This window comes from Virgibacillus proomii (assembly GCF_900162615.1).
Classification (GTDB): domain Bacteria; phylum Bacillota; class Bacilli; order Bacillales; family Amphibacillaceae; genus Virgibacillus; species Virgibacillus proomii.
The window spans coordinates 1,448,822-1,467,073 of sequence record NZ_FUFN01000010.1; the positions used below are offsets into that span (position 1 = coordinate 1,448,822).

At 35.3% G+C, this 18,252-nt stretch carries 12 protein-coding genes; 7 read left to right on the top strand and 5 right to left on the bottom strand.

Going from position 1 to position 18,252, the window contains the following annotated elements; genetic code table 11:
* Window positions 1-166: 166 nt before the first annotated feature.
* The 5 genes from BN1066_RS14285 (at window position 167) to BN1066_RS14305 (ending at window position 6,944) form a co-directional block, all read left to right on the top strand.
* The gene (locus BN1066_RS14285; RefSeq protein WP_077320132.1) at window positions 167-862 is read left to right on the top strand and encodes a hypothetical protein; all 696 of its coding nucleotides are present in this window, start codon (window positions 167-169) and stop codon (window positions 860-862) included.
* Between the two features lie 721 nt (window positions 863-1,583).
* Window positions 1,584-3,392 carry a sigma-54-dependent Fis family transcriptional regulator gene (locus BN1066_RS14290; RefSeq protein ID WP_179104406.1) on the top strand — a complete coding sequence of 603 codons (1,809 nt, stop codon included), beginning with the start codon at window positions 1,584-1,586 and terminating at the stop codon, window positions 3,390-3,392.
* Between the two features lie 266 nt (window positions 3,393-3,658).
* On the top strand, window positions 3,659-4,621 hold the full coding sequence (locus BN1066_RS14295; protein WP_077320134.1) for a thiamine pyrophosphate-dependent dehydrogenase E1 component subunit alpha: 963 nt from the start codon (window positions 3,659-3,661) through the stop codon (window positions 4,619-4,621).
* A 27-nt stretch (window positions 4,622-4,648) separates the two neighbouring features.
* Window positions 4,649-5,680 (top strand): alpha-ketoacid dehydrogenase subunit beta, encoded by a 1,032-nt coding sequence (locus BN1066_RS14300; protein WP_077320135.1) that lies wholly within the window; start codon window positions 4,649-4,651, stop codon window positions 5,678-5,680.
* A gap of 16 nt (window positions 5,681-5,696) precedes the next feature.
* The gene (locus tag BN1066_RS14305) at window positions 5,697-6,944 is read left to right on the top strand and encodes a dihydrolipoamide acetyltransferase family protein (protein ID WP_077320136.1); all 1,248 of its coding nucleotides are present in this window, start codon (window positions 5,697-5,699) and stop codon (window positions 6,942-6,944) included.
* Window positions 6,945-7,741: 797 nt separating this feature from the next.
* Here BN1066_RS14305 and BN1066_RS14310 read toward each other — a convergent pair.
* Both BN1066_RS14310 and BN1066_RS14315 read right to left on the bottom strand, forming a co-directional pair.
* Window positions 7,742-9,340, bottom strand: coding sequence for a M4 family metallopeptidase (locus BN1066_RS14310; RefSeq protein ID WP_077321490.1), 1,599 nt, complete (start codon window positions 9,338-9,340; stop codon window positions 7,742-7,744).
* Window positions 9,341-10,007: 667 nt separating this feature from the next.
* Window positions 10,008-11,642 carry a M4 family metallopeptidase gene (locus tag BN1066_RS14315; protein ID WP_245799799.1) on the bottom strand — a complete coding sequence of 545 codons (1,635 nt, stop codon included), beginning with the start codon at window positions 11,640-11,642 and terminating at the stop codon, window positions 10,008-10,010.
* A gap of 262 nt (window positions 11,643-11,904) precedes the next feature.
* On the opposite strand from BN1066_RS14315, the gene BN1066_RS14320 reads away from it, so the two are divergent.
* On the top strand, window positions 11,905-12,819 hold the full coding sequence (locus BN1066_RS14320; protein ID WP_077320137.1) for a DUF4349 domain-containing protein: 915 nt from the start codon (window positions 11,905-11,907) through the stop codon (window positions 12,817-12,819).
* An 805-nt stretch (window positions 12,820-13,624) separates the two neighbouring features.
* Entirely contained in the window at window positions 13,625-13,861 is a 237-nt protein-coding gene (locus BN1066_RS14325) for a response regulator transcription factor (protein WP_077320138.1), read from the top strand.
* A 1,127-nt stretch (window positions 13,862-14,988) separates the two neighbouring features.
* Here BN1066_RS14325 and BN1066_RS14330 read toward each other — a convergent pair.
* The 3 genes from BN1066_RS14330 to BN1066_RS14340 are packed head-to-tail and all read right to left on the bottom strand — an operon-like array spanning window position 14,989 to window position 18,161.
* Window positions 14,989-15,702 (bottom strand): GntR family transcriptional regulator, encoded by a 714-nt coding sequence (locus tag BN1066_RS14330; RefSeq protein WP_077320139.1) that lies wholly within the window; start codon window positions 15,700-15,702, stop codon window positions 14,989-14,991.
* Entirely contained in the window at window positions 15,683-16,729 is a 1,047-nt protein-coding gene (locus tag BN1066_RS14335; RefSeq protein ID WP_077320140.1) for an ADP-ribosylglycohydrolase family protein, read from the bottom strand. The genes BN1066_RS14330 and BN1066_RS14335 overlap by 20 nt, the downstream gene beginning before the upstream one ends.
* 28 nt (window positions 16,730-16,757) lie before the next feature.
* Window positions 16,758-18,161 carry a PTS transporter subunit EIIC gene (locus BN1066_RS14340; protein WP_077320141.1) on the bottom strand — a complete coding sequence of 468 codons (1,404 nt, stop codon included), beginning with the start codon at window positions 18,159-18,161 and terminating at the stop codon, window positions 16,758-16,760.
* Between the last annotated feature and the right edge of the window lie 91 nt (window positions 18,162-18,252).

An 18,252-nucleotide genomic window follows, 5' to 3' on the forward strand; every position in this document is an offset into this window, starting at 1 on the left:
CTAGAAATATAAGATCATCATTAATAGTGCTGTATAATACAAGAACATTGCGAACCTTTAGATGAGAGATTTCAATTGTTCAGCCATAATGATTGTTAGATATTGAGCAATCCTTCTTCAATTTAGAGTGTAACTTACCGATATTTAAAACAGAAGGGAGGGATAGATGTTGAAGATTTCCCATAGCAATGAGGCGCTGAGTAATGTATGGTTTGTTGCAAAGCCAAATAAAGCCGCTTTACATACACCTTTATCAAAAATTTACCAAGATAGTGTTCGTATCAGTGGGCAGGCTTTTCAGTTATTTAATGGAATAAAGGGTAAAAAACAGAACTTAATGATTGAAAGCTTAATGAAACAACGGGAATCCCTGGTGGAAATGAAGAATACTTTGACGGAGCAGACACTTGAAGCTGGTAATGATATTTCAAGCATTCAAGAGCAATTAAAGGAATTTGAAAAGCAAATTACTGAGTTAGATAATGAAATTGCTAAGCAGCAAATGGAAGAACACAACAGGGTATTTGGCAAAGAAGAACAGGTGAAAAAGACTCCTCAATCAGAAGAGGAACAAATAGTAGCCCAGGCAACTTTGCTAGGCCAAGCAAAAAATATGAAGCGTGTGTTCAAAGGGATGGAGCGTGAAAAAAATATTCTTGAAAGTGAAATGAAGTTAGATGCCAGTAGAGGGATCTATAGTGAACGAAAGCAAGAAAAACTAATTAAGCTAAAAGAAAAGCTCCAAACCGTCCAAGAACAAGTAAAGGAAAAAATGCAGCAACCAACAGATACATCTGTTATTGCTGAAAACAGTATAGACCAAGAAATTAGTGAACCGGAAGAATCTGTAAAAAGCCATTGATGAAACAACATTTTATTTATTTAAGTTAATAAACGAAACTCCTTGTCATTATCATGTTTGTGACTTAAGGTGTTTTTGGTCTTTGATCGGTTAAGATTATCTGCTATTAAGTCAAAGTTTATATGAGATAGAGCTAGAGAATATATCTTTTTTAAATCATAATAATTATGTTATAAAACCGTTAGAAAGCTTTAATAACTAATCAAAAACACAAACGCTGATTAGAAATTATCTAAGATCAAAAGGGCATTTTATAGTAGCTTTATGTTGAGCGAAGTAAATAAATTATTAGATTCGGTGATGAAACAACATAAAAATGTTATTTGCACTTATTAATCTCGCATTTAAGGAGGCTTAGACTCCTACCATTCAAGTTGATAAAGAACAGAAAGAAGTTTAAGTGGGTGCCAATGCTTTACTATCTGATTTATTTTGATGGATACTGCAAGGAACGTCTCGACAACGTCAAATTGCACAAGTTATAGACTCATATAAATAGTATTTTTTCCTTTTTTAACGATTTGTAGTTTTAGCCGTTTCCCACTTTAAAGAGAAAAGCCTCTCGAATGAATTTACGCTTGAACAGACAATTAAATGTCTTTTTTGTGAAAAACATGTATATTAGAAATAAGCAGGTTAGAATAGTTGATGGAAAGGGTATCGCCTCGTTTTATAAAAATCGTAATTACTTTGTATCCAACAATAATGGGGGATGATAAGTATGGTACCGGAAGTAGTTTCAAAGGATAATTGGAAGCGTTTTATTAGTGAAGGAAGTTTTTTAGATGAAAATATGTCTTATGAACTGATTGATTCATGGAAACGCTGCAAAAACCATGGGGTAGACCCTTTTGATGGTGTATCGCAATCAATTTTAAAAGTAAGTGACTTACGCCGACGATTACAGCATAATCAACTATTAATTAAATTGACGGAAGAACAATTGGATCATTTGAATTATTTTTTAAAAGGCTGGAGATTTGTGACAACATTGACAGATAAAGATGGTTTTATTCTGCAAAATATAGGGGATCATTGCGTAGAAGAAAAGGCGCGTGAAATTCACTTTATTCAAGGATCAAATTGGGGGGAAATTGAAGTAGGTACCAATGCAATTGGACTAGCGCATCGTTTCAAAAAGCCGTTTACCGTAAAGGGATATGCACATTTTGCAGTAGCCTCACAAATATGGAATTGCGCTGCTGCTCCAATCGTTGATCAGGACAACCATATCTTAGGAGTATTAAATATTTCGAGCCCATATAATCCAATTAATTACAGCTATGTGCTGGCAACGGTGAAAATGATAGCAGATTCCATTTCGCTTGCTTGGCGAAAAACACTTTATGAAGATATGGAATACTTAGTAAAAAATGCAACCTCCATCCATACAATTATTTGCTCAAGAGATAACATTATTTGTAAATTACCTAAATTTTTGAAAAAAACATATGGATATCTATTAGGTGAGTCATTAGATATGTTGCAACAGGAAGTTGGATTAAAAGAGGAAAAAATCCCAATCAAAGCACATGGACGGATTATTGGATATCAAATCTATGTAGAGGAGCCAAAACAGGAAAAGCAAGCAACTATTTATTTCCGTGGTGTTACCGGTAAAAGCCAGGCATTTCAAAAGGTCTTGGATCATATAAGCAAAGTCGCTTCAACGGATGTAGCGGTTCATATTTATGGTGAGACAGGAACAGGGAAAGAGTTAATCGCTGAAGCTGTCCATAGAAATAGTGACCGAAACGATTCCCCTTTTATTTCAATAAACTGTGGAGCGGTTCCTGAACAGCTTTTAGAAAGTGAGCTATTTGGTTATGAGCCAGGATCATTTACTGGTGCCCATAAATTAGGAAAAGTGGGGAAGCTGGAGGCAGCGGATGGCGGGACTTTATTTTTAGATGAAATTGGTGATATGCCAAATTCGATGCAGGTATCTTTACTTCGAGTATTACAGCAGAATCAAGTGACACGAATAGGAGGTCATCAGCCGATTGACGTCGATGTACGAGTTATATCAGCTGCAAATGTTGATATTCGTGACCTTGTACAAGCAGGGAAAATGCGGGCTGATTTGTTTTATCGAATTTACGGTTATCCAATTCATGTGCCAACACTTCGTCAGCGAAATGAAGATATACCTTTTTTTATTCATGATTTTTGTCGTAAGAAAAATTGGCACCCAAGCTGGGTTTCTAGGCTGATTGCTATTTTTAAAGAAGGTATGTGGTTAGGAAACATTCGTGAATTGTATAATGCGCTAGACCGTTGTCGAATTTCGTTTACAGATCGGGAACCTTCTGAAGAAGAGCTTTATACGATTATTTCCCTTTGGAGTTCGAAAAAGGAAGAAAAAACAGCTAATCAAAAATTAAATTTAAGTTTTCGTGAACAATTAGAATATGAAAAAATTCAGAATGCATTAATCACTCATCATAATCATGTTGAACGTGCAGCAAAAGAATTAAACATATCTCGTAGTACGTTGTATCGTAAATTAAAAAAGTATAACCTTACGTAGCTGTTATTAATACCTATAAGGTAGCTAATTCTTAGCTGACAAAAATGTTATTTCAAACTTTAGTTAACTGAGGCTCTTTTTAAATCATTGCAAAATTTTTTGTTAACATAACATAAAAAATGCGACAAAATGAGACAATTTACAAAAGTTGTCTCATTTTTAATTACTTTTATTGAAAGCGCTATATTTTAAAAGGTTTAAAAGTTGGCATGATATTTGCTGACTATATTTGTGAAAGATAAATATCTTAAAGGGAGGACATTTCCATGGATAAAAATAAAGCGCATTGGATGTATGCCAAAATGAACGATATCCGTAATTTTGAAAATCAGGTACAAAAAATTTTTTCTACAGGTGTCATACCGGGGTTTGTTCACTTATATGCAGGAGAAGAAGCTATTGCTGTAGGAGTATGCGCACATCTAAATAAAAATGATTATATTACAAGTACACATCGCGGTCATGGGCATTGTATTGCTAAGGGTTGTGATTTAAATGGAATGATGGCAGAAATATTTGGGAAAGAGACAGGATTATGTAATGGAAAAGGCGGCTCCATGCATATTGCTGATCTCGAAATGGGAATGCTTGGGGCAAACGGCATTGTCGGTGGAGGATTTCCATTGGCAGTTGGAGCTGGTTTATCTTCCTATGTACAAGGAGCAGATAGTATTGCGGTTTGTTTTTTTGGCGATGGAGCAAATAATCATGGTACGTTTCATGAAGGAATTAATATCGCAGCAGCTTTAAAATTACCGGTTATTTTTGTAGCAGAAAATAACGGCTTTGGTGAAGCGACCCCATTTGAATATGCTACCTCGGCAGAAACAATCGCTGAACGAGCGAAGGCTTATAATATTCCGGGAGTTAGAGTAAATGGAAATGATGTCATGGAAGTTTACGCTGCTACCGAAAAAGCGGTAGAAAGAGCTAAAAATGGAGAAGGACCTACTTTAATTGAAACAATAACTTACCGGACTCACGGACATTTTGAAGGCGATAATCAAGCATATAAGTCTGAGGCAGATAAAGAAAAATGGCCGGTCGATGTTGATTGTATTGAAAAATTTAAGGATTATGCAATAAAAAACGATTTATTATCGGAGGACGAGTTAGCGGAAATAGAACGTGCTTCAGAACAAGCAGTGCAAGAAGCAGTGGAATTTGCTCATAACAGTAAAGAGCCAAGTCCTGAGACGTTAACTGAAAATGTATATGTTGCTTATTAATAAAATAATAAAAATGAGGTGAAAAAAATGGTTAGAAAATTAACATTTTCAAAAGCGATTAATGAAGCAATGGATATAGCAATGGAACGGGATAATAAAGTCATTTTGATTGGGGAGGACGTAGCCGGAGGAGCGACTGTGGATCATTTGCAGGATGAAGAAGCCTGGGGTGGTGTTTTTGGGGTAACGCAAGGATTAGGGAATAAATTTGGGCGTAAGCGAGTCATCGATATGCCAATTGCTGAAGCTGGGTATATGGGAGCGGCGGTAGCGGCAGCCGTTACAGGGTTAAGACCAATATCTGAACTGATGTTTAATGATTTTATTGGCAGCTGTTTAGATGAAGTGATGAACCAAGGTGCAAAAATTCGCTATATGTTTGGTGGAAAAGCAGAAGTACCATTAACGATTCGGACGAGCCATGGAGCAGGAGCTGGAGCAGCTGCACAACATTCACAATCATTATATGGAATGTTTACAGCGATACCTGGTTTAAAGGTAGTTGTTCCGTCAAATCCTTATGATGCAAAAGGTCTATTATTATCAGCAATTGAAGACAATGATATCGTTGCCTTTTTTGAGGATAAGACATTATATAGTATGAAAGGAGAAGTACCAGAGGGATATTATACGATTCCTTTAGGACAAGCGGAAATAAAACGAAGCGGTGATGATTTGACAATCGTTGCTATCGGTAAAATGGTGCATGTAGCAGAAGAAGCTGCAAATGAGCTGGCAAAGCAGGGAGTGGAAACAGAAATTATTGATCCAAGGACATTATCCCCACTCGATGAGGATACGATTTTACAGTCTGTAGATAAAACTGGTCGTTTAATAATCATTGATGAAGCGAATCCACGTTGTAATGCCGCAACAGATATTTCGGCAATGGTAGTAGATAAAGGGTTTGATTCCTTAGATGCGCCAATTAAAATGGTTACCGCTCCGCACGCACCGGTACCATTTGCAAGAAATTTGGAAAGCCTGTATATACCAAATACGAATGCAGTAGTACAAACAGCTAAAGAAATGATAGGGAAGCTTACCTTGTCAAGATAAACAGGAGGGGATTCTTATGGCTACAACAATTGTAATGCCGAAGTTAGGTATGACAATGACAGAAGGGACGATTGAAGAGTGGTTGAAAAAACCAGGAGATGCAGTTGAACAAGGAGAAGGAATTGCCACAATAAGTTCTGATAAATTAACTAGTGAAGTAGAGGCACCTGAAGCAGGGGTATTATTGAATATAACAAAAGAAGTCGGGGAAGAAGTCCCAGTTGGTGAAGTAATTGGTTTCGTTGGTCATGAAGGAGAAGAAGTGAGCGAAACAGCTTCTACCTTGCTGGAAGAAAAAGAAGAAAAGCCTGAAGCATTATCTCAACAGGCAGCTCCTAAAGAAACAGTTGATCCGCTTATGAATCAAAAACAGGATGGACCAAATAGAAAAAGACGGATTTCACCAGCTGCACGGAAAAAAGCAAAAGAATTAGACATAAATATTGCAACTATTGAAGGTACAGGTCCTAAAGGAAGAATTACTCGCCGAGATGTGGAGAGAGCTGTTGAACAAAAAGAGGTAGCGGTAACGAAAGAGCAAGTGGAGGAAACAGTTGTTGAACGACCGATAAAGACTAGTAACATGAAAGGGTTATCTGCTATGCGTAAATCCATAGCAATAAATATGCAGGAAAGTCTTGCAAATACTGCACAGTTAACGTTACATCGGAAAGCAGATATTACGGAACTGATTGCTTTTCAAAAGAAACTTCGTGAGGAAGCAGACCAGAATAATATAGAGATAAAACTGACAATAACCGTTTTTCTAGCAAGGGCAGTTACCCTAAGTTTACTGGATCATCCGGAAGTAAATACGCATCTAATAGATGATATGCTGCAGCAATATGAGGCAGTACATTTAGGAATTGCCACATCTTTAGACAACGGATTAGTAGTTCCAGTAGTAAAGCACGCAGAAAGACTGCCACTTGGCAGCCTGGCGAGGCAAATTCAAGGTGTAACAGAAGCTGCTAGAGCTGGAGAAAATGTAGAGATGAGTGGTTCTACATTTACGATTACCAATTTGGGTGCTCATGGGATTGAATATTTTACGCCAATCCTCAATCCTCCTGAAAGTGGAATACTTGGTGTAGGAACATTTATGAAGGAAATGGAACTGGACGAGCATGAAAAACTGCAAACCATGATCAAGTTACCACTAAGTTTGACATTTGATCACCGTGTACTAGATGGAAGCCCGGCAGCTGTCTTTTTAAGAAAAATTGTTCATTATTTAGAAAATCCGTATTTATTATTGCTTTAATGAATAGTTATTGATCCCGTCCGCTATAGAAAAATAAGTCGACGGGATTTTTCTATTTTGTGCACCGGGCGGATGTCGTTCAGAATTGTACATACGTTGGTTTGAGAGACAAGTAGTTATTCGATTGAAGTTGACTTTAATATTTTTAATTGAGAAGGGCCTGACAGAACTTTAATTAAAATAGATTTGCTTTACATCTTTGAAATACTTACGTTTGCAGAGGATCCTTGTTAAACCGACTGCGCTATCTTTTTGGTGAACAACTAACACGGAAAAAAGAAAACCAAAACTTTATCCCACATCTAAGCTGTTGAAGGACTTCTGCTTCATAGAGAATAAGGAGAAGCCTAAGTAAGGCAACGGCATCTAAATACCCGATTGGTTTAAGAGCCTTAGGTCAGTACTAATATTCCGTTTACGGTTTGAGTATAAGTGTAACTGGCAGCCGCCTGAGTACGAAGATTAGCAAAATCAAGTTTGCTTTAATTGAGGTTACAGTTTAGCCAACATAGTATTATTGAAAACTGGTTTTAAATGTATTGTTAGATGATAGAGATTTTTCTAATCTGTGTTATAAGGTGAAGACAAACTGTTATATAGAAAAAATAGTGAAAAACCTAGAGATATTATTAGGAGTAACAATGAGGGTTAAAATGAGAGAATTGTTATTAATACTATCTTTGCTGGGAAGTGAATAACATGCAGTTCTCTTAATTTAAAGTTCAGTGAAATTAATAATTTTAACTAACCACCAGAGGAGATGTAATTCTCCACGGATGGTTAGTTTATTTTAGAGCTTAGTTTACACCAACTCTATTCCAAGCGTTGGCAACTGCGTTGGCTATGTCTTGGTTATAGAGATCTTCTGCCGATTGAATTAAGGCTTGTCTTGCATCTGCAAAATCACTATTTGGTGTTAAATAAACAGTTAATGCACGATAATAGATTTGTTCGGCTTTACTTATTCCTATTGCATTAATTGTATAATATGCTGCTTTATTAGGGATTCCACTGTTTATATGGACACCACCCCAATCGCCTTGGCGAGTATTTGGTAGATAACGGTAATTATCCATATGGTCAGGTTGATGATACGTTGGTGGATTAGATAAGCTACGAAGACCGTCTCCTTCAATACCAGGTGTATATACATCTTCACCCATTAACCAGTCTTCATCAACAAAGAATCCAAAAACATCTGCAAACGATTCATTTAAAGCACCCGGTTGATTCTCGTATGCTAGATTGGCTGTTTCTTGAATCACGGCATGTGTTAATTCATGAGCAACAACATCATTTGCTCCTGATAGATAGGTAAATTCTCTTCCGTCTCCATTTCCATAAATCATTTGGTTACCAACCCATGCAGCATTGTTATAATTATTTCCGTAGTTAACAGTAGAACGAATGGTTGCTCCTTTATTATCATAACTAACACGACCAAACGTATTATAATAATAATCAAATACTTCTCCTGCATAGTAGTGAGCATCTACGGCTGCTTTTTGTGATTCACTTGTAAACTTATTATCCCTATCTGTTACATAAATACCTGGAAGACTATTATCATATTGACCTTGATTATTATAGGTCTCTATTACACCATTCATTCTTTTAGTAGTATCATATAAATAATAATTGCCTTGATATAGATACGTATTTAACTTTTTCGTATCTCCTAAAGTACCTGTTCCCTCACCAGTTTCTGCTGCCTCATGAACTTGATTGACTGCTTTTAGTATTTTTCCATTTTCTGCGTTAACCCAAATTTTCCAATTCGCTGGATATGGTTGAACAAATTGTAGTTCAATACGATAGGCTAATGTATAATTCCCATTTTTATCAAAAACTACTAATTTAGCATTTTCGCTCAGCGTATTAAATGTTTCGCCAGTTAATGAATTCACCTTTTTATCAGCTGCACTACGTTTAACTTTAATGTGTTTCCAGGCGGCATGAAGTGCTTGCTGCTTTGTCAATTTTCGATTTTCTTTTAATTTGGAAGGAGCATCAGGATGAAAATCCCCATTGACCGCACTAATTTTTTTGTTTTTATCTACATGGACAACAATCTTTGAACCGTCTATTGGAATGTTCTGAATTTTAGGTTGATAAATATAGTGAGTCATTCCTAATTTGTCCTTATTCGTCTCTTCAAGCGTTAAATCTGTTTTGGGATCCATTTTAAATAAATCTTGATTTGCTTGAAAAAACTTTTTTACGTCTTTCTCTTTGGTCACTTTTTGTTCTGTTAGTTCTCCATTAATAAACGAAGGAGTGCTTTCTTTTTGGTCTTGTTCCCACAGCGTATCAACAATTGACTTAACCTTCCAAGCTTGATCACCAGCAGCAGCACTTACTACTTGTCCATTACTAACTGCTAGAGTCGTTGCCATGGAAATTAATCCAATTGCTTTAACCCATTTTTTTTGCAATTCAATCTCTCCTTTTCTTTGGTAATTATTGGAACTAAATTGTGGGAAAAATATATCATATATTTCACCTGTATACAATAAACCGTTCGACTTATTTTTACATATTTTTTAAGTGTATAGAACTAATTTTTAATAGAAAAGATTAGTTTTTTTGAATAATAAGTTCACTTTAATTCTTTAATTTGTTAACGTAATTAAGCAATATATACCAATAATAGGCTATCGCTTATTTTATTATAGGTTAAATTAGCTATATCAAAGTTTAATGAAAATGAAAAATAATTTACTTAATAGGATAATAGATTCATAATTAGGAGTTATATTAAAAAACATAATATGAATGATTAAAGCATTTATAAGGTGTATTAAACAGGTTGATGGAGGATTAAAAGTGGATTTTACCTAAAAAGGAATTATTTAGTATGTCAGTTATTGTTCTATATTCTTATAAAAAAATGTAATGATGCTCTTTAAAGAAAATTGAACAAATTCTTGAAAAATCAAAGTGGATGGTGCAGATGCATTCAGGAGAGGACATGAATTCTCTTACTTTAGTCTAGGATGCTATTATAACTACCCATCAGTGAGACGAAGTCTCTTCACTGATGGGATAGTTTTACTTTATCGTTTAGTTTACACCGACTCTATCCCAAGCGTTAGCAACTGTATTCGCTATTGCTTCGTCATATAGATCTTGTGCAGATTGAATTAGGGATTGTCGTGCATCTTGAAAACTACTATTTGGGGTTAGATATACAGTTAATGCACGGTAATAGATTTGTTCTGCTTTCTTTATTCCTATTGCATTAATTGTATAATATGCTGCTTTATTAGGAATGCCACTGTTTATATGGACGCCACCCCAATCTCCACCAGGAGTATTTGGTAAATTTTGATAATTATCCATATGATCCGGCTGACCATATTCTGTTGGATTTTCTAAGTTACGTATTGCGTCTCCTTCAACTTTTGGTGTATACACATCTTCTCCTAATAACCAGTCTTCAGGATCAACAAAATAACCAAAAACGTCTGCAAAGGATTCATTTAAAGCACCTGGTTGATTCTCGTATACTAGATCGGCGGTTTCTTGAATCACGGCATGAGTTAATTCATGAGCGACAACATCATTTGCTCCTGATAGATAGGTGAATTGATTCCCGTCTCCATTTCCATAAATCATTTGGTTACCAACCCATGCAGCATTGTTATAATTATTTCCGTAGTTAACAGTGGATCGAATGTTCGCCCCTTTATTATCGTAACTAACACGACCAAACGTATCATAATAATAATCAAATACTTCTCCTGCATAGTAGTGAGCATCCACGGCAGCTTTTTGTGATTCGCTTGTAAACGTATTATCCTTATCTGTTACGTATACACCAGGAAGACTATTTCCATACTGACCTTGATTATTATAGGTCTCTATTACACCATCCATTCTTTTAGTAGTATCATATAAATAATAATTATCTTCATATAGATACGTATTTAATTTTTTCGTATCTCCTAAAGTACCTGTTCCCGTACCGATTTTTGCTGCCTCTTGAACTTGATTGACTGCTTTTACTATTTTTCCATTTTCTGCGTTAACCCAAATTTGCCAATTTGCTGGAGATGGTTGGACAAATTGTAGTTCAATACGATAGGCTAATGTGTAATTCCTATTATCAAGAACTACTAATTCGGCATTCTCGTTCAGCGTATTAAATGTTTCGCCAGTTAATGACTTTATTTTTCTATCAGCTGTACTACGTTTAACATCGATGTGTTTCCAGGCGGCATGAAGTGCCTGCTGCTTTGTCAATTTTCGATCCTCTTTTAATTTGGAAGGAGCATCAGGATGAAAATCCCCATTGACAGCACTAATTTTCTTATTTTTATCTATATGCACAACAATTTTTGAATTATCTATAGGAACATTTTGAATTTTCTGTCTAAAGGTATAGTGAGTCATTCCTAATTCATCCGTATTCGTCTCTTCAAACGCTAAATCTGTTGTTGGGTTCATTTTAAATAAATCTTGATTTGCTTGAAAGAACTTTCTTATGTCTTTTTCTGAGGTTACTTTTTCCTCTGATAGTTTCCCGGTTATAAATGATGGAGTACTTTCTTTTTGGTCTTGTTTCCACAACGTCTCAACACTTGGTTTAACCTTCCAATCTTCATCTTCAGCAGCAGTTATTATTTGTCCATTACCAATTACTAAACTCGTAGCCACTGAAATTAATCCAATAGTTTTAACCCAATTTTTTTGCAATTTAATCTCTCCTATTCTATTAATTTTAAATTAGGGTTAATAGTATCGTAGATTTCATTGATTTGCAATGAACTTTTCGACTTATTTTTTAGTTTTTTTTAAATATATTGAACTATATAAATAAAAGGAATTCAAAGAAAACGCATCTCCTATTTATAAGATTTAGAGAAACCGAATAAAGTTTATTTTGCTTTATTGTAACGTTTTATGTAGTCATCCGTCTGTATAGTAAACCATTAATATACAAGGGGCGGATGATAGGATGAAAAAGTTTTCTTTTTGTTTTTTATTTATATTGTTAGTGCTTGTAGGCTGTAATGACCAAACGGAATCGGATGAAACGAGTAAACAGATGGCAGAAAATATTCATGTGAAAAATACTACACCAATTAAACCAAATGAAGATTTAAGTAAGAATGAAGACGCTTCAGAACAAAATGAAACGGGGGAAAACATAAAAGCTGCTGATAACTATACCGCTTCTGGTCGGAAAATCATTTATACAGCAACGATTCAATTAGAAGTGAAATCTTTTAAGCAAAAACTAACCCAATTAGAGCAGTTAATTGACGCACAAGGGGGGTATATTGTCGACTCGACTAGCCATAAAGATTCAGAAAAAGGTAATGTAACTGGAAGTATAACAGTAAGAATACCTCAAAAGAACTTTCAATCGTTTATGAAGAAAGTGGAGACAGGAGAAGGAAAACTGATGGAGAGATCTGTTTCAGGAGAAGATGTGACAGAGGAATTCGTTGATTTAGAAGCACGGTTAAAGTCAAAAAAAGTAGTGGAAAAACGGTTGCTCTCATTTATGGAACAGGCTGATAAAACAGAAGATTTATTAGATATCTCAGATAACCTGGCCGATGTTCAAGAAGAAATTGAACAAATTATTGGGCGAATGAACTATTTAAAAAATAAAGCCGACTTGGCAACTATAACAATCGAGATACGAGAAAATCATACGGTGATGAAAGGGGAAGATGATCTAAATACGTGGGATAAAACAGAACAGCAATTTTTTAAAAGCATGAATATGATTTTGATGGCGCTTTCTAACAGCTTCGTTTTTATTGCTGGCAATATACCTATTTTCCTTTTAATTGGTATGATCATTATATCTATATTTGTTTTTATAAGAAATAAGCGGCGTAATAACCAATCAGTGGAATAACATCAATCAAAACATAATGACAAATTCAATTTGTCCTAAATCTTTAGATGGATAAATAATACTACCATGAACTAAGTAAATAGAGACTGCAGTTTTTATATGCGAATTAAATATAAAGTCTATTTCTTATGAGTAGACTTTTTCATCATGTCTGGTAATTTCACCTAATTTATTTAATCATTTGAAGACATAAAAATAGATAAATATTAACTACCGTGAGTAAGCCAATCAATATCCGCATAGATGTAAAGAAGTATTCTTCCGACACAGCGAAATAGCAAAGGACGAGTAAAATCAAGAAAATAAGATATCCGACAAAATGAACTTTACGTTTTTTATCACTAAATTTTTCAGCCAATCACCAATGATACTATTTGTTAAGTTTTGTAGTTTTTACTGACTAAATAGACGAAAGTATTAGCAAGAAATTTTAGACTTTTTCCCCTAATATATAACCTCCTTGTTAGAAAGTTTTTTTACAATCCGTTCTTATGTTATCACATCCTACAATAAAAAGAATTATTTATCATTCGACATAATTTGGATTGCCTTTACCCCACTTGTAATCTGTTTTTTAAGCATGGTAGTGTGACCGGAACTAAATGGATTGCTAGGATCACATGTTTACAATTGGTAATTACATTGTACCATGGTAAAAAATGAGTGCGCCTGTAAATGACCAAGGGTTATTTCCTGTATTTTTAAAGCTAAAAATCAATGTTTTGATGGAAAAGATAAAGAAATTATAAAGTTTACGGTATGATTAATTTATCGTGATATAGTACTTATACAGGAGGAAACATGGATGCAAGCAACTATTTTACTAGTAGAAGATGATGCAGAAATTGCTCGTGTGATAAGAGATATGTTTGTCCGCATTTGGAACCAACTGGAATTGGATGGAGTGCATACGATTGCGGTTCATATTAAATCATTAAGAGAGAAACTTCTCGATTCTGCTAAAAATAGCTGTAGCTGTTGTCAACATAATTGTTCCTTTTCCGATATTCATGCCTGTTGCCAACCCGTTATAAACTGGTGAATCAATGAGATACAGCTTTGTTTCCCTATTCCCTGCCCGCGAGAAAATTTCCTGGGCAATAACGTATAGCTCCAATTGTCTAAGTCAACTGTTGAAGCAATTTTGGCACATAAAGCGGTCCATACAAAAAAGCGAGATGTTTTAATCAATCAACTGGCTCGTATAATTATAACTGCTGTGATTCGCTCTAAGTGTTTACTTGTTCTTTGACCAGATAAAGCTACTGGCGATCAGGGCTTATTGCAACGTTGAATAATTTATGTGTATAAAAACACATATCCATGTCTTAGACAAATCATACCAACATATTGCTCCTCCATTTTAAATGGTGAAGCAATATGTTTTTTGGCTAAATCACTAACGTTGCGTTAATTATATCTGTCGATTTGAAATGCTTACATATTCAAAAATAACTTGGTCATACAACAAAATAAAAACAGAAAGCATAGAGCATTAAAAATCGTGGATTCAGTACACTTCCACTAAATTTAAACAACCATAAATAGGAACGTTTGCCGGTGTAAAGCCGCATTTACGACTAGTAGTCATGGATAATGGCCTCCGTTTATCCAGAAAAGACAGTGATTAGCCTGCGAAAGCACACAGAAAAGCAAAAAATCTTACTGCGAATCACTCGTTGGTTAAAGAGAGCGCTCTGGAAACCATCCTATGTCTGGATTAGGAAGTTTGAAGAAAAGATCCAGTCCGTAAATCAGCTTTTGCCGTTGTTGCCATGAGTTAACTTATAATTTCATCAAATGGATGGTGCCACTTTTCTTCAGGTGTTGACTTGTTGGCACATAATTACAGAAAGTTGTAAACGAAATAGCCTTATTTTTTTATGTAATGCTAGTGATAGTTATATATGTATTAAAATTAAATAATATAAGTCAATGAGTAATAGGTATATTCTTAGCTCTGTTTACTATTATCTTATTTGGAGTCTCTATTTTATATTTTTTTATAAACCATCTAATAAGTAATACAGGTTGCTAATAGGAAAAAAGTGGCGAGCAGTATTTTGTGTTAAATAACCTTAATTAATAAGTGCTTGCAATATTTTAATAAAAGGGACTGAATTTTTAAAAGATTCAACATTATAATCACTAGTTACTGTCAACTCTGATTTATGGAACCTGCAATTCGACGTGGTACCGATATCGATCCCCTCTATAAAAGAACTCCGCATATTCAATTAATCGATCTTGTTGGTCTCTAGTTATTCGTTGAACATATAATAATGGGCTGTTTTTTGGTACTTTCAAAAGTTTAGCCTTTTTCTCATTTGCAACTACTGACTCAATTGTTTCTTTTGCTTTTTTCACTTCATATCCTTTTTTGCGGAACAATTCATACAAAGAAACATTCGGTGCCCTAAGCTCTTCAGCAGATAAAGAGAGAAATGGAGGACAATATACACGTTGAAAGCCTATAGGAATATCGTTGTATTGACGTAATCGTTCATGACAACTAACCATTGTTCCTTTTGGCAAATCAAGTTGTGAACATACCACCGAATTTGCCGGAATGGCCTCTTCAAACGAAATTAAGGATGATTGTAAAGAATTCTCATTATTTTCTTCTGAAAAACTTAATAATTTTTGTAATTGCAATGATTTTTTTTGACTAAGAACAATCGTACCTACACCATGAATTCGTTGAACATATCCTTCATCTACCAACAATTGCACGGCGTGCCTCACAGTGATTCGACTCACATTAAATTGTTTTTGTAGGTCAGGCTCTGCTGGCAACAGATCACCAATGGGATAATCCCCATTGGTGATCTGTTGTTTTAATTCCTCATAAATTTGTAAATATTTAATTTTGTTTCTCCTCATAAGTAATCACCACATTTGCTAATAAATTTGCTAACTCTACCAAATTAAAATCATTAGCACGTTGTACAGTCTCAAACAAAGACTGGAAACTTGAATCAGTTAAGTCCACAAATGAACCAACCATAGAACCAACAATTGTTGCAACCGTATCTGTATCGTAACCAATATTTACAGCATCAATCACTGCTTGCAAGGCATTGTCCTTATTTAAAGCAACAATTCCAAATGCACAGGGTACGGCTTCTGAAATATGCAAGCCGCTTCCAACTACTTGTGATAGTTGACGCAATTTTTCTTCTTTTGTACCAACACCATTTACTATATCATACGCTAATTTGATACGTTCTACAACATTTGGACCTGCTACTTCACGAGAAATGATTTTTGCTTTTGTTTCACCACGTAAAGCTCCATAAAAACCTGCACTTAAAGCATCATCGACTGTTGCATGAGGTGCTAAAGAAGCGCTTGTGGTAGCAGCTACAGCACAAGCACCAGAAATTGCTAAAGAATTATCATGTGTTACTTGTGTGATTGTAATCGCCGCATCAATAGCTCCTTCCAAATCGTTAGGATGCAAAATACCAGCTGGTGCAATTTTCATTGCTGCCCCATTTGTAGCTTTTGATGCATAGTCTACCGTTGCCGCTCCTGGTAACGGTTTCATTTTTAATGAAGGGTCCTTATACATTGCCACTGCACTCCGAGTTGTAGGACCTGCAAAACGATCAAAATACCAAGGAACATTTGACCAATCCAAAATAGCTTTTATTACAATATCTTTATCAATAACACCATTATTTTCTAAAATAGCTTGGCACAGAAAATATATTTGGGAAAAATCATCTGTTACTTGTCCTGCTTCATTTCCAAGTGCAAATGCTGTTTCACCAGGTTTTTCAAACTTAGTTACAGTACCAAATTGTGCACGAATTTGATCAAACGATAAATTTTCAGTTGCTGCTCCCATCGCATCCCCAATTGCTGCCAATCCTAAAATCCCTTGTATTTTTAAATTCAAATCCATTTCGATTATCCTTTCTATAATTAGTATTCTATTTTTTTGAAGCAGACATTTCTGCTTTTGGATCCTTAATACCAAAAATAATTGTTAATAACATACCACCAAAAAAGGAAATTGCTAGACCAATGACATATGCCCATAATGTAGGTCCCGCAAATGCAGGAATTGTTGTTAACCCACCAAATACAAATGCATTACCTACGACATGAAATGCCCCCATGAACGCACCACCAAGAGCAGCACCTAAACAACCAGCTACTAATGGGCTCTTAAATCTCACACCTAAACCATAAATTGCCGGTTCCACAATCCCGGATAAAAAGACAGAAGTTATTGCAGTTAATGAAAAATTCTTCAATTCTCGATTTCGGCTAAGTAAGAAGATAGCAAATGCAGCTCCTGCCATACCAAAATTCGCATTCGCACCGTAAGCAATAAAAGCAGAACTACCTGTTGAAGCAATTTCAGGGATAATAACCATCGTATTCGGTGCCCAATGCACACCAAACATGATTAAAACATTCCATATTCCGCCTATAATAGCTCCAGTAACGATTTGGTTAATATTTGCTAACCAGTTCACAAGGTTGGCAATACCTATACTTAAATAATTTCCGATTGGTCCAATTATTCCAGCAGCAATTGGAACTAATATTACTAATAATATAGTAGGGATCACAATCATATGCAAACTATTAGGTAGTTTTATTTTCATAAAATGTTCCATTTTTGATTGCACCCAAGTAGTTAAGATCGCCGGAATGATTTGACTAGTATAATTAAATACAGGAATCGAAAGCCCTAAAAATGTAATCGTATTCCCGCCATCACCTTGTACTAGGTCGATGAAATCAGGCATAATCAACGCGCCCATTACAGCAACCGCAATATATGGACTTGTATCAAATCGTTTTGCTGATGTAATAGCGACTAATAATGGCAAGAAGTAAAATACTGAAGTCGCTGCAAGAGTTAAAACTAAATTTGTTGTACTATCAGTCGATAACCAACCTAGCTCATTAGCTAAAATCGTGAACCCCCGAAGCAACCCTGAGCCAGCTAATAATGGCAATAACGGTGAAAAAATACTGACAACTAGAGCAATAAACTCATTAAACCAATGACGCTTCTTGTTCTCTGTATGCGAAACGTCTACAGTATCGTTATCCATATCAGTTGATTTATTTGCCTTCCATACCTTCACAAATTCATCATAAACCTCATCGACATGGATGCCAATCACTATTTGAAATCCTAAGTCCTTATCAACAGTTCCTGCTACACCATCTAACGCTTCAATTTTTTCCTTTTGAACTAGTGAACGGTCTTTTAATGTAGGGCGTAATCGTGTGGCACAATACGTTACCGACACTATGTTGTCCGACCCTCCCATCAGTGATAACAATTGACTTGCTAAGACTCTGTTTTTTTTCATAAAAACGTCTCCTTTCTATTTTTTAGACTAGAAACATCATTGTTATCTCGAGAGGTTATAACGTCATATCCTCATATCAAGAATACACGAA

Bases quoted from the DNA above. Each gene is read 5' to 3' on its own strand.
- BN1066_RS14310 (WP_077321490.1), bottom strand. From the start codon at position 9,340: ATGGCAACGACTCTAGCAGTTAGTAATGGACAAGTAGTAAGTGCTGCT.
- BN1066_RS14335 (WP_077320140.1), bottom strand. From the start codon at position 16,729: ATGGATTTGAATTTAAAAATACAAGGGATTTTAGGATTGGCAGCAATT.
- BN1066_RS14305 (WP_077320136.1), top strand. From the start codon at position 5,697: ATGGCTACAACAATTGTAATGCCGAAGTTAGGTATGACAATGACAGAA.
- BN1066_RS14330 (WP_077320139.1), bottom strand. From the start codon at position 15,702: ATGAGGAGAAACAAAATTAAATATTTACAAATTTATGAGGAATTAAAA.
- BN1066_RS14325 (WP_077320138.1), top strand. From the start codon at position 13,625: ATGCAAGCAACTATTTTACTAGTAGAAGATGATGCAGAAATTGCTCGT.
- BN1066_RS14285 (WP_077320132.1), top strand. From the start codon at position 167: ATGTTGAAGATTTCCCATAGCAATGAGGCGCTGAGTAATGTATGGTTT.
- BN1066_RS14300 (WP_077320135.1), top strand. From the start codon at position 4,649: ATGGTTAGAAAATTAACATTTTCAAAAGCGATTAATGAAGCAATGGAT.
- BN1066_RS14290 (WP_179104406.1), top strand. From the start codon at position 1,584: ATGGTACCGGAAGTAGTTTCAAAGGATAATTGGAAGCGTTTTATTAGT.
- BN1066_RS14320 (WP_077320137.1), top strand. From the start codon at position 11,905: ATGAAAAAGTTTTCTTTTTGTTTTTTATTTATATTGTTAGTGCTTGTA.
- BN1066_RS14340 (WP_077320141.1), bottom strand. From the start codon at position 18,161: ATGAAAAAAAACAGAGTCTTAGCAAGTCAATTGTTATCACTGATGGGA.
- BN1066_RS14295 (WP_077320134.1), top strand. From the start codon at position 3,659: ATGGATAAAAATAAAGCGCATTGGATGTATGCCAAAATGAACGATATC.